This is a genomic window from Grimontia indica (genome assembly GCF_000333895.2).
In the GTDB taxonomy this organism is placed as follows: domain Bacteria; phylum Pseudomonadota; class Gammaproteobacteria; order Enterobacterales; family Vibrionaceae; genus Enterovibrio; species Enterovibrio indicus.
This window is the reverse complement of sequence record NZ_ANFM02000016.1, coordinates 24,309-45,527: the sequence shown is the minus strand read 5'-3', so window position 1 is coordinate 45,527 and position 21,219 is coordinate 24,309. Positions and strand designations below refer to the sequence as shown.

Sequence of the window (21,219 nt, the reverse complement as noted above, 5' to 3'; positions counted from 1 at the left end):
TAGAAATCACGCCGCGCTATAGATTCCATAAATATGAGACCACGGAAAAGTGATTATTTTTAACATTGATTCAGCCGGACATATCCATCCCTTGCTGAAAAACAACGCTTTCGACCAAGGCATTGCCCTTTACTTTAACGATGGAAAAACCAATCGCCGCGTAAAAAGCTGTCGTGAAATTCATGAAGATTTTGAGGGGAATGGCATGTTCACCAGTGTGTTCATGGGCTTTCGTCTTTCCTTTACTGACGGTCAGGAACTGCATATAGAGGCTGATACCAATCGACCAGCCCGACTGCTGGGCCAGCCTTATCAAGTGAACAACGTCAGATCAAAAGATCTAGTGGATTGGGTGGCAGGTTAAACACCCATTCCTACAAACAATCAGCAAAGCCACCAGAGCATTTATCTGGCGGCTTTTTCTTTTCATAAGCCAAGCAGATGAAGTGCTGACCTTGATTAAGAAGAAGTATTGAAAATTTGATTCCTTCTAATAAGTAATGCTTATTATCGACATCACCACACCTACTTAGAAAACCTGCCCTCCCCTCCGTAGACTTGCAGTCAAAGATAAGGAATCACAACGAGTTATACACTCGATGCAAGGATGCTCTCGCTGATTGAAACTTACTAAGAGAGCAAATTTATGAAAAAGACTGTAATCGCACTTTCGCTTGCTGGCCTGTTTTCTGCTGGCGCAATGGCAAACTCTATCAATATTGATATCGACAACAGCGTGCCTGGTGTATCTGACCGTCCTACGCCAGATTATTCGGTACCTGATCGCAATGGACCAACGGTTGACCGTCCAAGTCCAGACGCAAATGTACCAGACCGAAATGGTCCTACCGTTGACCGCCCAATGCCGGACAATACACCCGACCGTGATGGCCCAGTTGTTGACCGTCCAACACCAGATGGCACACCGGACCGTCCTGAGCCAGTAGATCCGGACTTTGGTTTTACTCCTGAAGCAGACGTGCCTGACCGTGAGCCTGTTGACCCGTCATTCGGTGTAACACCTACATCAGAGCGCGAACTCATTGCTGACCTTCAGCAACAAATGAACGAGCGCTTTGCCGAGATGGACGAACAAATGGATGGTGTTCGTGCTGGTATGCACGCTATTACTAACGCACGTCCATTTGTGACCGAAGGTGAATTTGCAATCGGTGCCGGTGTCGGCTTCTCCGGCAGCAAAGAGGCCCTGGCTATCGGTGGTGCTTATGGCTTCAACGAGAAGATCAGTGTTTCAGGCACCTTCCACTACGAGACATCTGGCAAGGTGTCTGGTTCAGAAGTTGCTGGCGGCGTCGGCATCCAATACAAGTTTTAAGTTCTCTCAGCGAACTTAGGCCCCGGAGACGGGGCCGCTTTGTTTTCAAAAACATCAGTCTATCTAACCTGATATTTTTGAATGAGTTCCCCGGTTTCGTTGCCCTCTCGATTACCATTCGCGTCAGTACGGATGTAGTCAAATACGTCATCTTGATTGATCGAGACTTCCATTCCTGCGCGCAGACTCTCGATAAAGTAAGGCTCATTTTTTAACAGACCTTTGATTTCAGAGTTAGACCAAGCCAAAACCTCCACCCACATCCATTCAACGCCCTCATCATCTGTATCGAATGGAGCCTTAAGTTGAATATATTCTCCTGGCGCTAGTCCTTCATTAAAATCCTTCTTAAGGGAGGGAAGCTTTTCCCGAGCTCTCTTGCTAGCTTCTTTGATGAGTTGGTTATGTCTAACATAAGCGATATCGTCTTCCCAACCAAAAAGTGCATGTACAAAGTTACTTTGTTTCTCTGAGAGAGAACTACCTTCAATATGGTCGAATGTAAGCTCAATAAGGTAATTGTTTGGATCACCAGACTCCCATTTACCTTCCCTGTAGCCAACATCAATTCTTTGAACAGCATTTTCCTTCAAAGAATTTTTCACCCTTGTTTTGAATTCACCATCACGCAATTTATCAATATCAACTCTTATGAAACTGTCAGTGACTTCTGTACCCTCAAATATCGACTGGGCCACCACGTTTATTACGCTCCCGACCTCTCCATTCAGCGACCATGAAAACTTGTCAACAACAATATCAGGAAGGCCAAACTTACTCATGCCAAGCGTTATTGCTCTTACACCTTCCCCGGCCTGATATGCATGGATCACTATTTGGTCTTCGATAACTGGAAAGCCTGACTTATCCCAGCTAGAAATACGCTTTTCCTTCCAGGCAATTGGAGAGAAGAGCTCTCTTGTTTCAGAATCCCAAATCAGCCCATGTTCCTGATTAGCGAATCGAAATACTGCATTATTCAAACCATATACATTTTTAATTGCTGTCGAGATTGGAAACATTGCATCAATAACAACTGCCAACTTTGATCCCTGAATGCTCTCAGCTTCTGCCTTAGTTACCCCCCTACCGAAGTAAGCGAGATAACTCATGTCTGGCACAGGATAACTTTCGTCAAAATTCTTGATGACTTCATAGGTATAAAGGGGGGTGTTGTTTTCTGTTTTCTCAGGAAACTCGCTGACGAAATCGAAGTCCTTAAATGCCAGCTTCAGCTCATCCTCTCCAACAATCCTGTCGTCAGGGTAGAAGTAAACAATCGACCGCCAGTAAATCGGAGGCTCATTTTCCGAGGAGTGAACTTTAGTACTAACAAGGAAAAGCAACATAGCCAGAAGCAGAATTAGAAATTGCAATTGGCCAAGTCCGAAACGAAATGTCCAAGAATAATCTCTTAGACTTTCAGGGTATTTGACGGTCAAAACTCATATCCTTAATCAGTATGATGACAGCAAGCTGGGTAATTGCCTGACTGGCACCCAGCGTTATACATTCCATCCCATGGTTTGTAGAGCAACTAGATGCTGTACTGCAGCATCTAGTTCTCTATATTTGCAAGCGTAACTCAGCGGACAAAATATTTATGTTTCATTAGTGAAGTGAATCTAAAGGGATAGGAAGTCTTTGATACTCTAATCACCGAAACACAGTTTCCACTTCCCTCAATTTTCACGCCATAATGCTAGCTTGACCCGACTATAAGATCAGGGTTCACGATGCCTGTTCTTTCAGCCAAACGGTGTGCTTATGTTAACGGTGACCCAACTTGCTCGGGAGTTTGATATCTCCCGCGCCACCATTCTTTATTACGAAAGAGAAGGCCTCCTAACGCCTGCCTGTCGAAGTGATAATGGCTATCGCTGGTACGGAAAAAAGGAAGTTGAAAAGTTAAGGAATATCGCGGCTTATCGTGCTTATGGGTTACCGGTTTCCAGCATTCGGACATTGCTTGAGCAGAAAGATAAGGATCAGGCTCAAATCCTCAAAGCGCATTTCCATGCACTTGAGAAAGAAATCCAGAGCCTGAAAGCACAGCAGAAAGCGATTGTCGCGCTGCTGCATGCACCCCATCTTTTGGAGGAAAACATCGTGAACAAAGAACGTTGGACGCAGATTATAGCCGCTGCCGGATTTTCAGAAAATGATATGGTCAAGTGGCATCAGAAATTCGAAGAAATGGAGCCAGCAGAACACCAGAAGTTTTTGGAATCACTTGGCATTGGGCCGGATGAAATAACCCGAATCCGCGCATTATAGGTGAATAACAAAACCCGCCTTGCTGGCGGGTTTTCATTTTACTCGGTATTCCGACCGGCATAAAAAACGAATTCAAGCGGAATGACCCTCGCCTTTTCACCGGCAGACCAAAAAGTTTCAATCTGCTCATAAGCAGCATCAAGAAATGCCTCGCCATGTTCCTCAATGCACCGTCGGGTGGCAGAGAACGTCTTAATAAAATCGAAGAATTGATCGAGGTCCCATTCAACCTTCATCTCAAATTTTGGTGAACTCAGTCCTTCAAAAGGAAACTCCACATCCTTGTAGTGACCGGTCAGAAGTGAATTTTGGGTCGCCCAGTAAGGCGCAATCACATTGAGAATTTGTTCGTGGAAAATTCTCTCTATTTCATCTGGTAACACTGGCCATGTATATCCCCAAGCAGCGAATACACCATCAGGCTTCAATACACGTTTAACTTCCGGCCAGAAAACGGGGAAATCGAACCAATGGACAGCCTGAGCCACACATACCAAATCAAAGCTATCGTCAGGGAAATCTGTACTTTCCGATGGCATAACACGGTAGATGACGTTGTCGAATGGCTTTGCATTCGCAATCTGCTGTTCGCTGACATCCGTCGCGATCACACCTTCAAAATAATGCGACAGCCCTTCTGACACCTGTCCGTTTCCACAAGCACAATCCCATGCTTTGAGATTCGATGGAGAGATACTTACCAGATACCGATAAATCTCATCGGGATAGACGGGCCTCGCTTTCTCGTAAAGATCTGACTTATCGTTAAACAGGCTGTGTATCTTCATTTCCCCACTCCTTTAGCGATAGATGTCCAAGTTGGTACCTTTCAATTCACTCGCTGCAACCACGGACTTCCGCTTCGCCAAATTCCTTAAATATCGACCTAAATGCTCAAAGCTCAACGGTGGTTTATCAAAATCGCTGGCCCAATGGGCGAACATGAACAGGAAGAAGTCGCACATACTGATTCGGTTTCCCGCCAGAAAGTTTTTGCCTTCCAGCTCACGATCAATCAAAGCAAACATGTCTGTCACGCGGGCTTCTTGGGCTCGTTTGATGGCTGTCGCTTCATCGGGGTTTTCTGTGTGGCGTTGCGGGTAGAAATAGACCATCAGCTCTGACTGTAACGACGAAGTCAGGTAGAACAGCCATTGAAAAAATATCGGCCTTTCAAGGCTTCCCATGTCGGGAATCAGGCCAGAATCAGGGTGATTTTCGCAAAGGTGGAGCCCAATAGCTGCGCTTTCATGAATGACCAATTCTCCATCAACAAGCACAGGAATACGGCCAGTGGGATTGAGTTTCAGATAGCTTTCGGATTTCTGGGCGTTGGACTTCCTGTCGACCAAAATCAGCTCGTGTCGCAGTCCCATTTCCACCATCATCATATGAGGTGCCCAACTTGCGTTGCGTGGGTAGTAAAACAGTTGATACAAGGCTATCTCCTCCGAATCCATTTCAACGGAATATTAGCATTAGGTCTTCAGGTAATAGCCGAATGGGCTTGGGAAGATTCGTCCGAATTCACAAACACAAAAGGCAGGTGCTGACACCTGCCTTTCTTTATTGATGATGATTACTCTACTGTTATTGCTATATAGTTGGTGACAAAAGGGACGATGTTCACTTCACCCGTCGCATAGTATTCTGTACGCGTATCGTCTGATTCAAACTTTGCGTAGTACTTTCCTGCAGCAATGGAGTAAGTTTTATCGTCATAAACAAGAATACTGTCTTCCACCAGCCAACCTTCAGCGGTCACTTCGAACATCCACCCTTCGCAATCGACAGAACCAATCCTTTGGTGAACACAACTTTCAACAAAAATTTCTGTTCTCCCTTTTGGATTTTTCTTTGTCTTAGCGACTTTAATCTCACCATAGTCTCGACGGGTTCTTTCAGGTCTATGAGGCCAGACTTCCTCTTCCTCAACACTGAATCCGCCATCGCTATTTTTGACTACGGTGCCATTCCCTACACCGACTGAACCAAGCACACCGTCGATAGCGCCGTTTACGCCGTCATTAACCACTTCGCCGAAGTCTTTGTTCGCACAACCTGATACCAATGCAGCCATTGCCAAAGCCATGATGAGTTTTTTCATTATTTGTCCCTTTTAGTGCTTTTATTTTCAAGCCATCTTTCGGGAGATTAACACCGCTATAACGATCGAAGATGTCTCAAAATAAAGCCTCAAGACCATCAGCCTCACGTCAGATCACAGAAGCCTCTTCTTGGCTGAGGGAAAACTAATCATTCATAAAGGGCACAAACAAAAAGAGCCACACAATGTGGCTCCTTTATCAAAGTCATTAGCATTAATGATGGCTACCATGCCCACAGCCAAACAATGAGAGTTCTGACATTTCCCAGCCATGCATCCAATGCGCATCAAATGCATAGGCGGTGCCCATCAAACCAAACAATACCAAAGCAGCAATCGCTAATTTTTTCATTGAGTTATTCCTTCTTATTCATGCTCAACAATACGCGCAAGTATCGTGATTTTTTCTGGAAAAAGAAGGCGCTTTACTTAGCTTTACCTTGCTTTACGCTTGGTCAAATTGAAGGAATTGCTTCGCCGTTTGGGAAGGCGCTTCAATCATCGGAAGATGCCCCATATCCTTCATCACGTGCACTTCCGACTGAGGGACTAATTTGCCAAGGATGTCTGCACCGGCAACATGCAGGACTCGGTCCTTATCACCCCAGGTAATCAGTGTTGGTCGCTCGAAGCCTTCGAGCACGGTATCCAGTGGCACAGTGAAATGGACTTGCCCGTCATTGAGGTGGTGGATCTGTTGGAAGATTTGGCTATTCAGCGGAAAGCTGGCTTCTGCCCGTTTAGCGAGTTCTTTGATCATCACCCCAGGGATAAATGGTGGTTTATGAAACGCAAACGCCAAAAGTTCTCTGTATTGTTCGGCATCGCCTACCAACACAGCGGGGCGTTCTTGCTGGCGTAACATGGCAAACATCTCGCTGTCTGGCGAGGTTGCGACGCCTAACGGGTTAAGAAGCCACAAACTTAACACTTGATCAGGGTGTTCCACCGCGTAATTTCCCGCAATGTAACCTCCCATAGAATTACCGCCAATGTGAAACTTCGACAAGCCAATAGACTCTGCAAAAGCTTTAAGGCGTGCCACCTGAGCAGGCACATCATAGTTTAAGTCAGGCTGTTTGAAGCTTTCTCCAAACCCCGGCAGGTCCGGCGCAATCACCCGGTACTTGCCAGTGAGGTGCTTCGCCATTCTCACCCAGTTGTCTTTGTCTGCACCGAAGCCGTGAAGCAACAGAAGTGGCGTCCCCGACCCACCTTCTAGATAGGCAATTTCGCCTTCTTCGATATTCGATGTCTTTAAGGTCAAACCCGATATTCTTCGCTCAGCAGAAATGCCAAGTTCGAACAGCTTTTCCGGTGGGGTCATTCGGTAAGCGACAAACCCAATCAGTATCAGTATTCCGATGAAATAAAGCATGGTGAACCCTTCCCTGTAGAGAGTGGCAGACCGGTATTTCCATCCCGATCTTATTTAAAGCCTGAAAATGAGGGCCAGCATCAAGCCAACCGATATGCAGGAAACAACAGTCCTGAACTGATTCCAACGGTTCCAGTTGGGTTCAAATGTCTCCCTTGCGTCGCGTAATTCGTTTGCTTCCATTGTGTCCAGATTTAGACGTTGAATCCGGTTGTTGAGAGGTATATTGAAACGGATTGTTGGTAGTTGAACACCGAGTAGATATAAGAGTGTGGCCGCCAAAAGCAATAGCTGGCTTAATCCCGACGTATTCCCTATTCCCAGAGCCAGAGTCGCCACAACTGCCAAAATAGAACCGACCCATACGAACATAAACAAGGGTTGGTTGTTTTGAATCACACCGTCCATCACCTTAAATGTACGCAGGAATTCTCTGTCTTCCAGTCGACGGATTCCAGGCATCACCACCACCGCAAAACCGAGTACCAAACCTGCAACGAGGGCGCAAAGCAAGGTTGCGGAAAAGAGAGAAAGTTGAAATAAAAACGGTGTGGTCATCCCTGCCTCAAGGTCAGTTTATTGTTGTGTTCCTCAGTCATAGTAAGTTGCAATGTACAACTTTTATACCGAGAAACCCGCAAAAACCAACGATAGTCAGGATAATCCACACCGATTTAGGAGGGGGTATTACTCGACTTGGTCTAAGTAATCTCCGAAGCCTTCAGCTTCCATTTCTGTTTTTGGAATGAAACGCAGGGAAGCGGAATTAATGCAGTAACGTAAGCCACCCTTATCTTTAGGACCGTCCGTAAAAACATGGCCTAGATGGCTGTCACCATGTTTCGAACGCACTTCTACACGTCGCATTCCGTGACTGGTATCGAAATGTTCTGTGACGTTATCTTTGACGATGGGTTTGGAGAAAGACGGCCATCCACAGCCAGAACTAAACTTTGCTGAGGACGAAAATAAAGGCTCACCAGACACAATATCTACATAAATGCCTGATTCAAAATGGCGATTGTACTCCCCTGTAAACGGGCGCTCCGTGCCGTTTTCTTGTGTGACACGATATTGTTCCTCGGTGAGGTTTTCTATCGCAGTCTGGTCTTTTGAGTAGGTCGTCATTTAAGCATCCAATAAATTAGCAAATTACGAATATGTTAATTATCAGATAAGTTCACATCACGCATCCAAATTGACAGAACTCTAACATTACTTGAGCCAATATGTGACGCCAGTGAGCATATCAGGCCTTTCCTGTCATAAATTTAACTCACTGATAACACATATTTTTTATGCGGCTTTTTGCAATAAGATCAACAATGAAAGACATCTATCATCAAGCTGTTATTTTTACCACTTCATGCCTAATTTCCTAGCGCTTTGTGCCGATTTTATGTTCACACTTCCTGAAAGACATTAGATGTCAGGCTCTTACTGGTTTTATCCCTGATATTTATCTGAATAGACGCGATTATTGCGTGTACCCATCAGTACGGGCGTTAAACCCGGAAGGACGGTATTTCGTTGAAGAAACGATTCAGGGACGGTTCAAAAAGACGGAGCTTTAGCGGCGAACCTTATAGGTTTTCAGCGCGCTCTCAATCTGACTTTCTGGCGTTGTTTCTGAAAATAGGAAATAGCTTGGGGCAAGGATTCTGGCGCTGGATGTTATCTTCACTTCAAAGATATTTTTGATAGGGTAGCGTTCATCTGCCAGCTTACGAAGTGCTGCTAAATAGCCCGTCCATTCTGTGCTTTCAGGTACAATCACTCGCGCTATTCCCTTCACTTTGAAACCTCGTTGCTCAAAGACTTCCACAAAGGAAACACACACCTTATTGTTCGACAGAATATTCTTTTCACTGACGGGGGAAGCGACGTTGGCAATCAGTAGCGTGTCATCATCAAGCACGGTAAAAAGCTCTTTGGGGGAAACATTCGGCACTAAATCTTCGTCAACTGTCGCCAGCCAGCAAAGCACGCTTTTCTCTGCGTATTCTTTCATCGTCATTTGAACCTCCTAATTCCTATCGCTGACATCCTATAAAGGTTTACCCTCTTTTCTACGACCATTCTCTTGCATGTACGGCTGAGAGAAACGCTCCATTTATTTGAATTAAATGAAAAAATTGTCATGGTGACAATTGGGCAGCGCACTATTGGACAGGGAGCTATTGGGCCCGAAACCGCTTAGGCGTGGTTCCCGAATGCTTTTTAAAGGTGAGCGTAAAAGCACGTTCTGATTCATAACCCACCTGCTCGGCAACCTCATAGATCGGCAACAGAGATTCGCGCAGTAACTCCTGTGCTTTTTGCATACGGAGGTTGGTGAGATAGCCAAACATAGGTTGACCGACTAACGAGGAAAAGCGGTTGGCAAATGCTGCGCGGGACATGCCGATTTGGCTGGCGACGGATTCCAACGTCCAGCTGAGCTCAGGGTTATCGTGAAGAAGCTGCAGCGCTCTGGAAATCCGCTTGTCGTTCAACGCATCCAAAAACGGGCTGGATTGCTCGCGCCCAAAGTTAATGCGGATAAGTTCAACCAGAATGATCTCCGTGAGCTTATTGACGATAAGTTCAGAACCCGGCCCTTGCGACATATATTCCGCGCTTAGCTGATCAAAAGTGCTGCGCAGCCAAGGGTGATTGGCAAAGTCTTTGTCGCGCACAATCGTCATGCGGGGGAACACATCCATCAGCGGTGTTGTCGCGGTACGTGAAAAACTGAATGAGCCGCATAGCAGCAAGGTGGTGTCATTCAGATCTGGCTTTCCGTTAACAGGAGACAGGCTAGAAAGTTCGTGATTTTGTCCCGGACCGAGGAAGATCAGATCCCCCGCTTCCAACATTTCAATCTGCCCATCAATGTTCGCCCAGCAGGCTCCACGACGAATCATGTGGAAGCTGGCGTAATCCAAATCCTGAAAGGTTTTCGTCCACGGCGCTTCTACCTGACTGCAGAAATACACACTGCCTACCACCCGAATGGCGCGGAGAATATCGCTCATCACTTCCACTGATAGCCCACCTATACGATCGATGTATTTAATCAAGATTATTATGCATAGATAGTCCCGACCGCAACACCTAAAGTAAAGCCATACACAAACACAACGGAGCACGACCATGCCGAAGATTGAAATTTACACCAAGAGCTATTGCCCACACTGCCGAGCAGCGAAAAAGGCACTGAGACTCAGAGGACTCGATTTTCTGGAAATTGAAGTCAGTGATGATGCTGCGCTGCTTGACGAAATGAAAACGCGCAGCCAACGCCGCACGGTGCCGCAGGTTTTTGTCGGAGACGTGCATGTCGGCGGTAATGACGACTTACAACGAGCCATCAGAAACGGGCAATTCGAAAAAATTCTGGAAAGCCAAACCAACGCGGTTTAATCCAAACAAATACGACGACATAAAAGTTTAAGGAGAAGCATCATGACGACGATTAACAATGTACACGGCCGAATCAACAACCAACGCGCTAGCTGGGTTTATACACTCGATAATATTGCGGACAACGCAGTGCGATTCTCTATCGTTATCGTGCTGGCATGGATTGGTGCCATGAAGTTTACCGGCTATGAAGCGGGCGCGATTCAAGGTCTTGTTGCATCAAGTCCACTTACAAGCTGGTTGTATAGTGTATTTAGCCTGCAAGGTGCTTCTAACCTGATTGGTACGGTTGAAATCGCTACGGCTGTTGCTCTGCTGCTGGCGCCGTTAAATCGCACTATTGCCATTGTGGGTGCAGTGGGTGCGACCGTGACATTCGCGGTAACCACCAGCTTCTTGTTCACCGCGCCGATCGCTGAAGCTAGCTTAGGTGGTTTCCCTGCTATCTCCGTGGTGCCAGGACAATTCCTGCTGAAAGATATCGTTTTGTTGTCAGCAGCGGTTTCCCTGCTTGCCAAAGCGCTGTTGAGGGATGAATAATCGCAAACGAGAGGAGAGGCTAGTTGCCTCTCCTTCCGTTTAGCGCTAGTTCAGATCAAAACGGATATTCCGCCGCTGGGAAACATCAACCAATATATTCTCAGACGCTTTATTGAGGTTTACCTTAAAACCAAGCACCTCTGCTTCGATGTAGCATCCACTTTTCCCTGCAACTAACTGGCTCTGATTTAGATTGAAAATCTCGGTCAGGCTCTTGTTGTAGACGCCATTTAGATCTCCCTCAGACGGATGACCACCTTTGACCTCTACCGTATTTCCGCTATAACAGAAAAACGTTGGACCCAGCAAAGTATATGAGTGGTCAGCCTCTGGAGACCATCTCAAGTCAATAACTTCATTAGAAAGCGTTCCCTGTAAAACAAAGGGCGTCGGAATATCATTTTGACTAAAAGTGAAAGCATTTGAGTAAGAGCCCTGTTCACGGACAAAGGTGAGTGTGTATTCAGGATAATTATCCCGAGACACTAACGAATAATATTCTCCACCAAACGACCCAGAGCCCTCGATAATTTCATCTTTTGTTAATTTTAGACTTTGCGTTTCATCGTTTGCTGTTAGTACAACACTGTCTCCCGCGCCGAGTGGAATAAAGCTTTCTCCGGTCGATGTATGGACATAGGCATTCACTTTTGCCGTACCGTCGCCCAGCACATTAAAACTGACGTTGACCCTTATCTGTTCAGCGGGAAAATCCGAAGAAACTTTCACCTGATTCGGTGTGGGATTATCTCCCCCACCACCTCCGCCACCGCATCCTGCCAGTAACATGGTGAGAGCGAAAAATGAGTACTTTTGCATACATCCGTGTCCTTACCGCTTCGTCCAAGACTTCCTTTCACCTACACATGGCAGGATAAGCAACTTATTGCACTTTACGATAAATGGACGCCTCTAAATCGACCCAACATTGAGACAGAAAGAGAGTTTGTATTTAACACCCGGGGCGGAAAGCCAAGCGTTTTAGCCCATCCCCAAACATTGCCCTTTTTCCGCCACAATTGATCATCAGTCTGCCCTCCTGTGAGTGACTTCCTTTGGTTTAATGGCATTCACTAAATCCATTAATACCTCACTCATTACCAAGGAAGCATCATGATTGAATTCTTCGCAGGGATAGTCATCCTCGTTATTCTCGCCGTATTCGGCTTTGGCGCTTTCGCGCTGATCAAAAGCGGAGTAAGCCGCTTTGGCGGCAATATTGAAAGTCCCGTTATAAAAGCCAAAAGTTCGCTGTTTCTCAAAGGCGTGCTCGCTGCCATTCTCTGTGTATTGATAATCGCGCCACTGACCCTGGTGCAGGATATGGCGTGGGAAAGAGAAAGCCTTTATCGCGACGTGGTCAATGAGATTGGTGAGTCCTGGGGCAGCGAACAATTACTGGCAGGCCCAGTGTTAGCATTGCCCTACAGTTACGTGGTGATCACCGAAGAAACCAACGATGACGGTGAACGAAAAGAGCGACGAACGGTGATGCAGGATGAGTTGATCATCCTCCCCAAAACCCTCGATATCAACGCCCAGCTCAACCACGATTTCCGTGACCGTGGCATTTACCACTCGCTTGTTTACCAAAGCACGATTGAAGGTCAAGCCTGGTTCGATTTCGAGCTTCCTAACATTAACAACGTAGAGCACGTCTATTTTGGTTCGGCGCGTCTGGTGTTCGGCCTTTCAGCAAATAAAGCGATTGATGGCGTTGATCGGTTTGAAGTGACAGGTGAAGGGTTGGAACCTCAAGCGAACCTGATGTCTGGCACTGGCGTGACCACAGAGGCACTTCGACGCGGCTTTCACCGCCCGGTGACTCTGGCTGACAACCCCGCTCCTTTCACACTGGATTTTAAAATCCGCCTGCGCGGATCGCAGGGTATCGGCTTTTTGCCTCTGGGCGAAACTTCCACCTTCAATCTCACAACAGATTGGCCACACCCAAGCTTCAGCGGCATGTTGCCCACAGAAAGAAACATCTCAGATTCAGGCTTTTCAGCGACCTGGGAAATCAGTCATCTCAGCCGCAACTACCCGCAAATTTTTAAGGAAACACGCGGCGCAAATCTGGTCGAAGCACAAGCCCACACCCAGCTTTTTGAGCCTGTGACCCATTATGGAAAAGTCGAACGCTCCCTCAAATATGGTCTGCTGTTTGTCGCGCTGACGTTTATTGTGCTGCTGATGTTCGAGCTCAGTCAGGGTCACAGCCTTTCAATGCTGCAATACGTGATGGTGGGCGCGGCAATGACCCTATTCTATCTGGTGTTGCTGGCACTTTCTGAACACTTGGGTTTCACGATGGCATATGGTGCGGCAGCTATTATGCCGATACTCAGCATCCCCGCATATGTCGGCAGCGCGACTGGAAGCCGACGTGCTGGATTGCTGATGTTCTCTATGTTGCTTGGCCTCTACATCCTGCTTTATTCCATCCTGCGTCTTGAGGACTATGCCTTGTTGATGGGAAGCGGATTACTGGTTGCCGTGCTGCTCACCCTGATGTTTTTAACCAGAAAGCAGGCGAGGAAAACTGAAGAAGTGTCGCCGCAATAGCGAGGTCACCACACAAAAAGAAAGGCGCTTTTCAGCGCCTTTCTCGTGCAGATTGGGTTGACGTTTTTCGTCGTGCCCGTGGTTTTCTTGCCCTTGGCTGCTCGTCCTCTAAGTAGGTTGGGAAATCTGCCAAGGTATCCAGCACAGCATCCGGCGCGGCATAGCGGATATCCACGCCATAGTTGTAGCCATAGCTGACACAAACCGCCCCGCAACCTGCTGCCCTTGCCGCGTTAACATCGTTAACACTGCCTCCCACCATCACTATCTGGTCAGGGTTGATGTGTAAGAGTAATGCTGCTTCCAGCAGACCATCAGGCGAGGGTTTCGGCTCTTGTAACGCATCTTTACCCAGCACCAACGCGAAGTGATTTCTGATCCCCAGTTGGGTCAATAAGTCATTAGCCAATGACGTTGCCTGATTGGTGACCACCACCATCGGCACTTTTTTTCTTGTTAGCTGACGCAAGCACGCTTCAACACCGGGGTAGAGTGCGGCGCTGGCATGGTTCCGTCTTTGGTAAGCTTTGAGGAAAAGCGCACTGCCGAGCCGGAAAACCGGATCTGGCACTGAGCCATCTATTTTTCGCGAAAGAATACGGTGAATGAGCTTGTCTGTGCCATCGCCCAACCAGTCGCTCACATGCTCGACGTTCAGGCTGGGGAGTTTAAGATCTGCCAGCATTTCTTCCGCTGCGTAACGGACATCTGCTGCTGTGTTCACCAAGGTACCATCTAATTCAAAAACGACTGCTTTTACCTCTGTTGCTGGCAACATAGGTCACTCCATGTTTTTCTTATGATAAGAGCCCGGTTATTGACTCCAGAGTTCGCCAGAGCCACTGCTGGCGCGCGTTTTTGGTGTCAGCCTTTTCAGTTCCATAAAGGCGGGGAGGATCGAGAATGCACTGTTCTTGTTTGCTAACCCTGACGACGTATGACTGCAAAATGGAAGGCGGCAGTGAGTACAAAATGACGTCGTATTTCTAATTTAGCAGAGTCGTGGGAAAAGCAAATCAGACTGCTTTTCCGTACGTTGTCTATGTTGTTGATCTTTGACAGCACAACAGAAAAAACCAACCTACCCACCTGTTTTTAAAAGAGATTAATTTTTTAAAAATTATTCAATTTGTCTCATTTCAGCGCATCATCCCACCAAGATCCCTAGATACCCAAACAACCCGAAGATGTTCGTATTCAGCGGTCACCAAAAAAAGAAGCCTGCTTACACAGGCCTAAGATAGAAGATCAAAGAGAAACAATGGCAGTGAAACAGAACGGACAGTTATTTGCGCAAAGGCCTCACCCTGCTGTTTTGAGCATCACCGGGGAAGCGTTCAACTGTGTTGGCTGAATTTAGGGTTTTGTTAGCTTGCTCTGCTTTGTTGGTTTGCTCTGCATAGATGTCACCGACATCTTTCCAATAGGTATCGCTTAAGGAAACCATGTAATACCGGTTGTTTTTGATATCAGCGATAAGGGCGCGGCCATAGTTCATCAATTCACAATGAACATCATGGATGAACTCACTGCGCACCGACTGACGGCTGGTGAGCTCTGTAATGTCGTTTCGTGTCAACCACACATTCGAATGGGATTCGAAGCGCTCCATCAACCATGCCGCGAACTCTTTGGCGCTTTTCATGGTGTCCTCCTTTGATTCGAGGAATTACACTTCCACTTATTTGAAGTGATATGTCTAAAGCCTAATTTGATCTTCATCACATCATGTATCGTTTATGCAACTTCACTTATAAAGCTCCACGACATCTACGTAATCAATTGATTAGCAAGCGCTAACATTTGCTATGGATTTCTCAGTCAGCACTCAGGCAGAAACCCATCTGTCTCTCTTGCTATCGTGATGTATTGACGTAAACTAGCCCGCTTTTTTGACGCTGGAGATCTCCGATGTTTATCGGCTTCGACTACGGAACTGCTAACTGTTCTGTCGCCATGATGGAAAACGGCACACCGCGCCTGTTAACCCTTGAAGGCAATAGCCCATTTATTCCTTCCACCCTCTGCGCGCCTACCCGTGAAGCAGTGAGTGAATACCTTTGGCGTCACTTCAACATCAAACCAACCGATCAGGTTGGCGAGCAACTCCTGCGTCGTGCGGTCAGTTTTAACCGCGAAGAAGGTATTGATGTCGAGCCGGGTGATCTCCGTTTTGGCCGATCAGCACTCGATACTTACCTCGAGGATCCGGAAGAGGTTTACTACGTTAAATCCCCCAAATCTTTCCTCGGTGCCACCGGACTGCGCGATGTGCAAATCAGCTTCTTTGAGGATCTGGTCTGCGCCATGATGGCGAACATCAAGCAGCAAGCCGAAGCCGAAACTCAGCAGGACATCTTGCAGACCGTTATCGGCCGCCCTGTTAATTTCCAGGGTATCGGCGGCGACAAAGCCAATGAGCAAGCTGAATCTATTCTTACCCGTGCAGCAAAACGCGCGGGCTTCAAAGACATCATTTTTCAGTTCGAACCGGTCGCCGCTGGCCTTGAATACGAAAGCACGCTGGAAAAAGACAGTACCGTGCTGGTTGTCGATATTGGCGGCGGTACGACCGACTGCAGCTTGATTGAAATGGGACCAAGCTGGCGAAACCAAGACGATCGTCGCGCGTCATTGCTGGCACACTCAGGCTGCCGTGTGGGAGGTAACGACCTCGACATCCATCTGGCATTCGAACAGCTGATGCCTATGTTTGGTAAAGACTCGACCCTGCAACGCGGTATTGCGATGCCAGTAACCCAGTTCTGGAACCCAATTGCTATCAACAACGTGGTCGCACAATCTGATTTCTACGCCTCCGCTAACCGCGCTGTGCTGGAGCAACTGATGCGTGACGCAAGTGAGCCAGAGAAAATTGCACGCTTGCTACGTGTTCACCGCGAGACACTGGGTTATCAGATTGTCCGCTGCGCGGAAGAGCTGAAAATCTGCCTCTCTGAGCACGATAGCGCACACATTGATCTTCCGATTGTTCAGGAAGTTCTGAGCGCGAATGCGACGTCACAACAGTTAGCTGAAGCCATCGCCAATCCAGTGGCTAAAGTCAGTGAACTGGTCAACGATGCCTTAGCGCAATCAGCGACCAAACCCGACGCTATCTTTATGACTGGCGGCAGTGCTCGTTCGCCTATTTTGCGCGCGCTGTTAGAAAGTACATTGCCTGGCGTGCCTATCGTTGCGGGTGACTTCTTTGGCTCAGTCACCTCTGGCCTGGCACGTTACGCTGAGAAATCGTTCCGCTAGCATCAGCTCACAGATACAGAGTAAGGCGGGCATCTAGATGACCGCCTTTTTCATTTCAGCTCGCTACCGCGAAAGCATCTTCAAACGCTGGCTCATAAAATCCTTCTTGCCCAAGGGCTCGCCAAACTGGTAATTCGACCACACCATCACGGTTCTTCGTCCATTTAACTCATTGGTCATGTCCAAATTCAGCGGACGCCATCGCCCGTTGTCCGGCAAGGTGTAATCGGTCAGCAATAAGGTTTTCTCATGAACGCCGCGCCGGTTATAGAAATCCACTTTTTGCGCTCTGAATTCGTCTGTATCCACCCAGATCACCCGTTTGGTATACCCAGAATTTTCGTTTTTCGGGTAGGTTTCGATCACTTCACAGGTCATGTCACTGCCGGGGCAGGATTCGGTGCGCAGCCATTTGTAGGTGTATTCATCCACTTCCTGCTTTGCTAAATCCTCATACGAAAATTCAGACGAGACAAACTTACCGGACACGTTGGAGCTGGAGATGCGCTTGGTTCGCGCAGCAGCAGGAAGGTAGAGCCACTGGTTATCATCTTCCGGTTCCGTTTTGGCATGGGTTAACAACGCAATCCCCCGCATGTCTCCGGGCGATTCAAACACCAGCACATTGTATTCGCTGGGAATGTTACCCAAGTCTTCCAGCGTTAAGCTTCGAAACGATCGTTTCACTTCCCGGTTGCCCAAATAGAGGATCATTTCCCCATCGGCGCGGGACGTGCCATATCCGCTGTAGGATTGATCCATCTTCTCTGCAATTTCCCGCCCTTTCTCGGCATCATTCGCCATCACGCTGACTGATAATGGCATGAGCACTGAGAGCAGCATCCAAGGTAGACATTTCACCATCTCAAACCTCCTGTACGGTGTGTTGTCGCGACTTTCGATCGGCGGTGATCAACAGCGCGGGAACAAAAAGGAAATCGTAAAGCAACGCGGTGATCACCACGCCAAACGCCAACAAACCCAAGTTAGCGTTGATGGCAAAGCTGGATGTCGCCATCACGGCGAAGCCAAGGGCAATAACGACCGTGGTCACCAGCAGCGCCAAACCCACACCGGAATACACATCAGTGACCGCTTGCTCAACCGTGCTGCCTTTCCGCCTCGATTCTTGATACTTGGTCAGGATATACACAGTGTCATCCACCACGATCCCCATCACCATGGCACCAACCACGGACACCGCCAGATTGATTTCGCCAACGAAATACCCCCAAAGACCGAATACAATCAAAATAGGCAGTAAGTTCGGAACCAGGCTGAATAACCCCATCCTCCAAGACCGCCATGCCAGAGAAAGCAGGAATGAAATGGTAATGATGGTCACCAAATTCCCCATCAACATCGACTGGCTGTTGCGCTCTGACACGTAAGCAAATGCCAGCGACAGTCCTGTGCCTGCGGTTCCCGAGAGTAGAGGGGCGTTTTCCAGCATCCATTCGTTGGCTGCTTTTTCAATGGCAATGGTTTCTGCTGAAGACAGGTTGTCTGTCATGATCGATAAGCGGGACGAGGCATAATCCGGCGTCACCCGATCGCTCAGGCTGTGTCCATAGGGCGCAGAGATCTCGTAGGTTGTCAGCAACTGAGCGCTCAGATAGGGGTCGTCGGGGATGATGGCGGAAGGCGTGTTGTTAAATGCCTGATGCAGTCTGGCAAGATGATCAGGCAGGGCAATCACGGCGTTGACATGAGGTTGCTCTCGCAGCCAATCCGCAAACGCATCGAGCTGTTTGAGATAATCCGGATCAGCGACCGTTTTTCCTTCCGGCGCGTCAAACGAATACTCAATCAAGCCCATGCCACCCCAGTGATTCTGCACAAGATCGGTCTGCACACGGAAGCTGTTCCTGTTATCAAAATACTCGACGAAATTGTCGTTGAACTGGATAAGCTGTAGCCCCAGCAACGCGGTGACAGCCAGCGTCGAAAAGATAAACAAAAGCCAACGCGCATGACCGATAACCTTTGCCGCCAGCTGCCCAAACTGGATTTTCGGCAGCTTTGGCAGTGGCTTTTTCCTGCGACCTAACCAGGACTTCAACACCAAAGGCGTGATAGTGAGGTTCACGACAAGACTGGTTAACACCCCCAAGGCTGCAATGGTACCCAACTCACCGAAGGGTTCTACGTCAGAGAAGTTAAGGCTCATAAACCCAACGAATGTGGTCAGGTTGGTCAAAGAAAGGGGAACCACGTTATAGGCCATGGCACCCAACACCACGTCGAGAGGTTTGGCATTGGGCATGTTTTGTCTGAGGTGATAGGTTTTCGAAATAATATGGACGACGTTCGCTACCGCCAGTACCAGTATGATCAGCGGGGCAGCGCCGGAGGCGGTATTCAGCTGAAAGCCCATCCAGGCGACAGCACCAATCGCACCGATAATGCTGAGCAGGATCACCATCAACACGGTAAGCGAAGGCACGACGGCGCGAAATAAAACGCCGATGAGCACCAACACCAGCACAATCATCGCGGGTACTAGAGAACCTGAATCCGCATCGCTGGCTTCATTCAGGGCGTAATCAAGCATGACCAAGCCCGTGAGGTAGATTTGATAGCCGGGATAAGCGTCGAGGTATTTTTGCTGCAACTCGCGGGCATGAAGCGCCACTTTCTTCACGGCCAATAGATCTTCACTGGACATGGCAACGGTCAGAAACACCGTAGTGACTTCTCCGTTTTTGTCCGTCAGATTACCTTTTACATCAGGCCGTTCCCTGAAAAATTTTGCCAAAGTTTCCTGAGTTTCGAGTTTGGCTTCGTCCCCCGCCAGCACCAGATCATCCACAATCATTCCGACGCCATCGGCATCAGCGACTGGGTCAATAAAATTCACCAACGAGGTGACTTTTCGCGCATAAGGGGCCAACCAGAGTTCGTCGGTCAAGTTTCTGATCAACGCCAGAGTCTCAGGGCTCGACGCCGACTCACCCTCTGGCGGCACCACCACGAACATGACATTTTCATCTTTGGAATAATTGGCTTCCAACTCATCCAACGCGATTTTTTCCGGCGATCCGACGGCGAGAAAAACCCGCGCTGAGTTGTTCACTTCCAGCTTTGCCAGTCCACCCGCCAGCAGCAGTAATGCACCCAGCACAAGCAGTAACGTCAGTTTTGGACGAGCCAGTGCTGAAGAAACCAAACGCATGAGCCACTGCTCCATGCCCTGCGTTTTAGTCTGGTAATTACTCATTAAACACGCGTCCTTTCTTCTCGTTATACAACGCCATAAAGTGCGACTGACAAATACGGATTGTTGGCAGTAGCGCTTCGGCAAAGTCGAGCCCTTCGGCTTTCATGACCGTGATACTGGGGCGATCAAACATCCAGTTACGGCTGGCGATCTCTAAATTGGTGCGACAAAACGCATTGAACGCCCGCACGCGAGGCGACAGGCCGCGATAGTCGAGCGCATCATTGGTGGGTGCCCATTCCAGCGAATCGGGATGGCCTATATCGTTGAAAAGCAATGCCCAGAGCGCTTCCATGGTTGGGGCGTGTGAGGAATCGGATGCCAGGTTGATGATCCGGCTATGCCAAGGTTTTCTGAGGGTGAAACGCATGACTGCAATGACTGCGTCCTGATGGACAAAATTCATTCTCGCCTGCGGGCAGGCAAGACGCATCACATCGATATGGCCGGGCAGTAATCGCTTGGCGCCATCCCACAGTTGGTAAATGCCATAGCGTTTTCCGGCATAGTGACCGGTACGGCTGTCACCAATCACCACAGAAGGGCGCACGATCAGATAGTCGAGCCCGGACGTGGCGACCAGTTGTTCGGCTTTCCGCTTAGTTTGGGTATAGAAGGTGGGGTCATCCCCTTCATCCCCATATATCCGCTCTTCAATTTTCCCGTTGCTCACGGCAGGTGCAAACGCGGTGGAAATGTAGATGTGCTTCTCGATGCCTTTCGCTTTGCACTGCGCCAATATCCAGTCCGTGAGCGTGATATTGACGGCATTGAGGTTTTCTTCATTGAAGTATTCCACCGACCCAATGCAATTGATCACCATCTCGACCCCTTCAAGTTCCGGGGCATCAAACAGGTCATCATTAAACTGAGCCGCGGTGAATCCCAGGGTCGCATCACCGTCAATCTGCGGCATAGGTTCACCTGAAGCCTCAAGGGTGTCGCAGGCCAGCTTTGTAATGTCCTGCTTCAGTTCCTCAAAAGTTTCTGGATCCCGCGAAGCAATCACCAGTTCATGATGGGCTTCCATTAGCACCGATGCCGCCACAAGACGGCCGACATATCCATTTGCCCCGAGCACGAGAATTCGCATAGGCATCCTTCCTTGTTGACGCCGGACGAAGTCT

Annotated in this window: 23 protein-coding genes; 7 read left to right on the top strand and 16 right to left on the bottom strand. The window is 48.3% G+C overall.

What is annotated here, in order from left to right; translation table 11 throughout:
* Window positions 1–49: 49 nt before the first annotated feature.
* Together D515_RS09850 and D515_RS09845 are read left to right on the top strand one after the other, a co-directional pair.
* Window positions 50–364 carry a hypothetical protein gene (locus tag D515_RS09850; protein WP_002538147.1) on the top strand — a complete coding sequence of 105 codons (315 nt, stop codon included), beginning with the start codon at window positions 50–52 and terminating at the stop codon, window positions 362–364.
* 282 nt (window positions 365–646) lie between these two features.
* A complete protein-coding gene (locus D515_RS09845; protein WP_002538146.1) occupies window positions 647–1,336 on the top strand; it encodes a YadA C-terminal domain-containing protein in 690 nt (229 codons plus the stop codon).
* Between the two features lie 59 nt (window positions 1,337–1,395).
* Here the strand turns inward: D515_RS09845 and D515_RS09840 are convergent, their stop codons facing one another.
* Complete coding sequence (locus D515_RS09840; protein ID WP_002538145.1) at window positions 1,396–2,778, bottom strand: DUF2314 domain-containing protein; 1,383 nt, start codon at window positions 2,776–2,778, stop codon at window positions 1,396–1,398.
* Between the two features lie 325 nt (window positions 2,779–3,103).
* On the opposite strand from D515_RS09840, the gene D515_RS09835 reads away from it, so the two are divergent.
* On the top strand, window positions 3,104–3,613 hold the full coding sequence (locus D515_RS09835) for a MerR family transcriptional regulator (RefSeq protein ID WP_002538143.1): 510 nt from the start codon (window positions 3,104–3,106) through the stop codon (window positions 3,611–3,613).
* A gap of 38 nt (window positions 3,614–3,651) precedes the next feature.
* Here D515_RS09835 and D515_RS09830 read toward each other — a convergent pair whose 3' ends face one another.
* From D515_RS09830 to D515_RS09795, 9 genes are all read right to left on the bottom strand, one after another.
* On the bottom strand, window positions 3,652–4,401 hold the full coding sequence (locus D515_RS09830; RefSeq protein WP_002538142.1) for a class I SAM-dependent methyltransferase: 750 nt from the start codon (window positions 4,399–4,401) through the stop codon (window positions 3,652–3,654).
* 12 nt (window positions 4,402–4,413) lie between these two features.
* Window positions 4,414–5,052: a glutathione S-transferase family protein gene (locus D515_RS09825; protein WP_002538141.1), complete on the bottom strand. Its 639-nt coding sequence runs from the start codon at window positions 5,050–5,052 to the stop codon at window positions 4,414–4,416.
* A 140-nt stretch (window positions 5,053–5,192) separates the two neighbouring features.
* Complete coding sequence (locus D515_RS09820; protein WP_002538139.1) at window positions 5,193–5,720, bottom strand: hypothetical protein; 528 nt, start codon at window positions 5,718–5,720, stop codon at window positions 5,193–5,195.
* A 214-nt stretch (window positions 5,721–5,934) separates the two neighbouring features.
* Window positions 5,935–6,072: a hypothetical protein gene (locus D515_RS26005; RefSeq protein ID WP_002538138.1), complete on the bottom strand. Its 138-nt coding sequence runs from the start codon at window positions 6,070–6,072 to the stop codon at window positions 5,935–5,937.
* A 93-nt stretch (window positions 6,073–6,165) separates the two neighbouring features.
* A complete protein-coding gene (locus tag D515_RS09815) occupies window positions 6,166–7,098 on the bottom strand; it encodes an alpha/beta fold hydrolase (protein WP_002538136.1) in 933 nt (310 codons plus the stop codon).
* Window positions 7,099–7,152: 54 nt separating this feature from the next.
* The gene (locus D515_RS09810) at window positions 7,153–7,656 is read right to left on the bottom strand and encodes an anthrone oxygenase family protein (RefSeq protein ID WP_002538135.1); all 504 of its coding nucleotides are present in this window, start codon (window positions 7,654–7,656) and stop codon (window positions 7,153–7,155) included.
* Between the two features lie 129 nt (window positions 7,657–7,785).
* On the bottom strand, window positions 7,786–8,226 hold the full coding sequence (gene msrB / locus D515_RS09805) for a peptide-methionine (R)-S-oxide reductase MsrB (protein ID WP_002538134.1): 441 nt from the start codon (window positions 8,224–8,226) through the stop codon (window positions 7,786–7,788).
* Window positions 8,227–8,668: 442 nt separating this feature from the next.
* Window positions 8,669–9,115 (bottom strand): pyridoxamine 5'-phosphate oxidase family protein, encoded by a 447-nt coding sequence (locus D515_RS09800; protein ID WP_002538133.1) that lies wholly within the window; start codon window positions 9,113–9,115, stop codon window positions 8,669–8,671.
* Between the two features lie 160 nt (window positions 9,116–9,275).
* Window positions 9,276–10,124, bottom strand: coding sequence for an AraC family transcriptional regulator (locus D515_RS09795; protein WP_002538132.1), 849 nt, complete (start codon window positions 10,122–10,124; stop codon window positions 9,276–9,278).
* A gap of 109 nt (window positions 10,125–10,233) precedes the next feature.
* On the opposite strand from D515_RS09795, the gene grxC reads away from it, so the two are divergent.
* Both grxC and D515_RS09785 read left to right on the top strand, forming a co-directional pair.
* The gene (gene grxC, locus D515_RS09790; protein ID WP_002538131.1) at window positions 10,234–10,503 is read left to right on the top strand and encodes a glutaredoxin 3; all 270 of its coding nucleotides are present in this window, start codon (window positions 10,234–10,236) and stop codon (window positions 10,501–10,503) included.
* A gap of 42 nt (window positions 10,504–10,545) precedes the next feature.
* Window positions 10,546–11,043: a YkgB family protein gene (locus D515_RS09785; RefSeq protein WP_002538130.1), complete on the top strand. Its 498-nt coding sequence runs from the start codon at window positions 10,546–10,548 to the stop codon at window positions 11,041–11,043.
* Between the two features lie 45 nt (window positions 11,044–11,088).
* Here D515_RS09785 and D515_RS09780 read toward each other — a convergent pair whose 3' ends face one another.
* On the bottom strand, window positions 11,089–11,862 hold the full coding sequence (locus D515_RS09780) for a hypothetical protein (RefSeq protein ID WP_002538129.1): 774 nt from the start codon (window positions 11,860–11,862) through the stop codon (window positions 11,089–11,091).
* A gap of 294 nt (window positions 11,863–12,156) precedes the next feature.
* Between D515_RS09780 and creD the strand changes: the two genes are divergently transcribed.
* Window positions 12,157–13,608 (top strand): cell envelope integrity protein CreD, encoded by a 1,452-nt coding sequence (gene creD / locus D515_RS09775; RefSeq protein WP_002538128.1) that lies wholly within the window; start codon window positions 12,157–12,159, stop codon window positions 13,606–13,608.
* A gap of 31 nt (window positions 13,609–13,639) precedes the next feature.
* Here the strand turns inward: creD and D515_RS09770 are convergent, their stop codons facing one another.
* The gene (locus D515_RS09770) at window positions 13,640–14,386 is read right to left on the bottom strand and encodes a phosphoglycolate phosphatase (protein ID WP_002538126.1); all 747 of its coding nucleotides are present in this window, start codon (window positions 14,384–14,386) and stop codon (window positions 13,640–13,642) included.
* A 507-nt stretch (window positions 14,387–14,893) separates the two neighbouring features.
* Window positions 14,894–15,253 (bottom strand): hypothetical protein, encoded by a 360-nt coding sequence (locus tag D515_RS25015; RefSeq protein ID WP_002538125.1) that lies wholly within the window; start codon window positions 15,251–15,253, stop codon window positions 14,894–14,896.
* A gap of 266 nt (window positions 15,254–15,519) precedes the next feature.
* Here D515_RS25015 and yegD point away from each other — a divergent pair, with 266 nt between their 5' ends.
* A complete protein-coding gene (gene yegD, locus D515_RS09760; RefSeq protein WP_002538124.1) occupies window positions 15,520–16,872 on the top strand; it encodes a molecular chaperone in 1,353 nt (450 codons plus the stop codon).
* 63 nt (window positions 16,873–16,935) lie between these two features.
* Here yegD and D515_RS09755 read toward each other — a convergent pair whose 3' ends face one another.
* Genes D515_RS09755 through D515_RS09745 form a run of 3 tightly spaced genes read right to left on the bottom strand, consistent with a single transcriptional unit; the run spans window position 16,936 to window position 21,185 of the window.
* Window positions 16,936–17,736: an outer membrane lipoprotein-sorting protein gene (locus D515_RS09755; RefSeq protein ID WP_002538123.1), complete on the bottom strand. Its 801-nt coding sequence runs from the start codon at window positions 17,734–17,736 to the stop codon at window positions 16,936–16,938.
* A 1-nt stretch (window position 17,737) separates the two neighbouring features.
* Entirely contained in the window at window positions 17,738–20,092 is a 2,355-nt protein-coding gene (locus tag D515_RS09750) for an efflux RND transporter permease subunit (RefSeq protein WP_039849877.1), read from the bottom strand.
* Window positions 20,085–21,185 (bottom strand): NAD-dependent epimerase/dehydratase family protein, encoded by a 1,101-nt coding sequence (locus D515_RS09745; protein WP_002538121.1) that lies wholly within the window; start codon window positions 21,183–21,185, stop codon window positions 20,085–20,087. The genes D515_RS09750 and D515_RS09745 overlap by 8 nt, the downstream gene beginning before the upstream one ends.
* Window positions 21,186–21,219 lie beyond the last annotated feature (34 nt).

Bases quoted from the DNA above. Each gene is read 5' to 3' on its own strand.
- D515_RS09845 (WP_002538146.1), top strand. From the start codon at position 647: ATGAAAAAGACTGTAATCGCACTTTCGCTTGCTGGCCTGTTTTCTGCT.
- D515_RS09835 (WP_002538143.1), top strand. From the start codon at position 3,104: ATGTTAACGGTGACCCAACTTGCTCGGGAGTTTGATATCTCCCGCGCC.
- D515_RS09830 (WP_002538142.1), bottom strand. From the start codon at position 4,401: ATGAAGATACACAGCCTGTTTAACGATAAGTCAGATCTTTACGAGAAA.
- D515_RS09820 (WP_002538139.1), bottom strand. From the start codon at position 5,720: ATGAAAAAACTCATCATGGCTTTGGCAATGGCTGCATTGGTATCAGGT.
- D515_RS26005 (WP_002538138.1), bottom strand. From the start codon at position 6,072: ATGAAAAAATTAGCGATTGCTGCTTTGGTATTGTTTGGTTTGATGGGC.
- D515_RS09815 (WP_002538136.1), bottom strand. From the start codon at position 7,098: ATGCTTTATTTCATCGGAATACTGATACTGATTGGGTTTGTCGCTTAC.
- D515_RS09810 (WP_002538135.1), bottom strand. From the start codon at position 7,656: ATGACCACACCGTTTTTATTTCAACTTTCTCTCTTTTCCGCAACCTTG.
- msrB (WP_002538134.1), bottom strand. From the start codon at position 8,226: ATGACGACCTACTCAAAAGACCAGACTGCGATAGAAAACCTCACCGAG.
- D515_RS09800 (WP_002538133.1), bottom strand. From the start codon at position 9,115: ATGACGATGAAAGAATACGCAGAGAAAAGCGTGCTTTGCTGGCTGGCG.
- grxC (WP_002538131.1), top strand. From the start codon at position 10,234: ATGCCGAAGATTGAAATTTACACCAAGAGCTATTGCCCACACTGCCGA.
- D515_RS09785 (WP_002538130.1), top strand. From the start codon at position 10,546: ATGACGACGATTAACAATGTACACGGCCGAATCAACAACCAACGCGCT.
- D515_RS09780 (WP_002538129.1), bottom strand. From the start codon at position 11,862: ATGCAAAAGTACTCATTTTTCGCTCTCACCATGTTACTGGCAGGATGC.
- creD (WP_002538128.1), top strand. From the start codon at position 12,157: ATGATTGAATTCTTCGCAGGGATAGTCATCCTCGTTATTCTCGCCGTA.
- D515_RS09770 (WP_002538126.1), bottom strand. From the start codon at position 14,386: ATGTTGCCAGCAACAGAGGTAAAAGCAGTCGTTTTTGAATTAGATGGT.
- D515_RS25015 (WP_002538125.1), bottom strand. From the start codon at position 15,253: ATGAAAAGCGCCAAAGAGTTCGCGGCATGGTTGATGGAGCGCTTCGAA.
- yegD (WP_002538124.1), top strand. From the start codon at position 15,520: ATGTTTATCGGCTTCGACTACGGAACTGCTAACTGTTCTGTCGCCATG.
- D515_RS09755 (WP_002538123.1), bottom strand. From the start codon at position 17,736: ATGGTGAAATGTCTACCTTGGATGCTGCTCTCAGTGCTCATGCCATTA.
- D515_RS09750 (WP_039849877.1), bottom strand. From the start codon at position 20,092: ATGAGTAATTACCAGACTAAAACGCAGGGCATGGAGCAGTGGCTCATG.
- D515_RS09745 (WP_002538121.1), bottom strand. From the start codon at position 21,185: ATGCGAATTCTCGTGCTCGGGGCAAATGGATATGTCGGCCGTCTTGTG.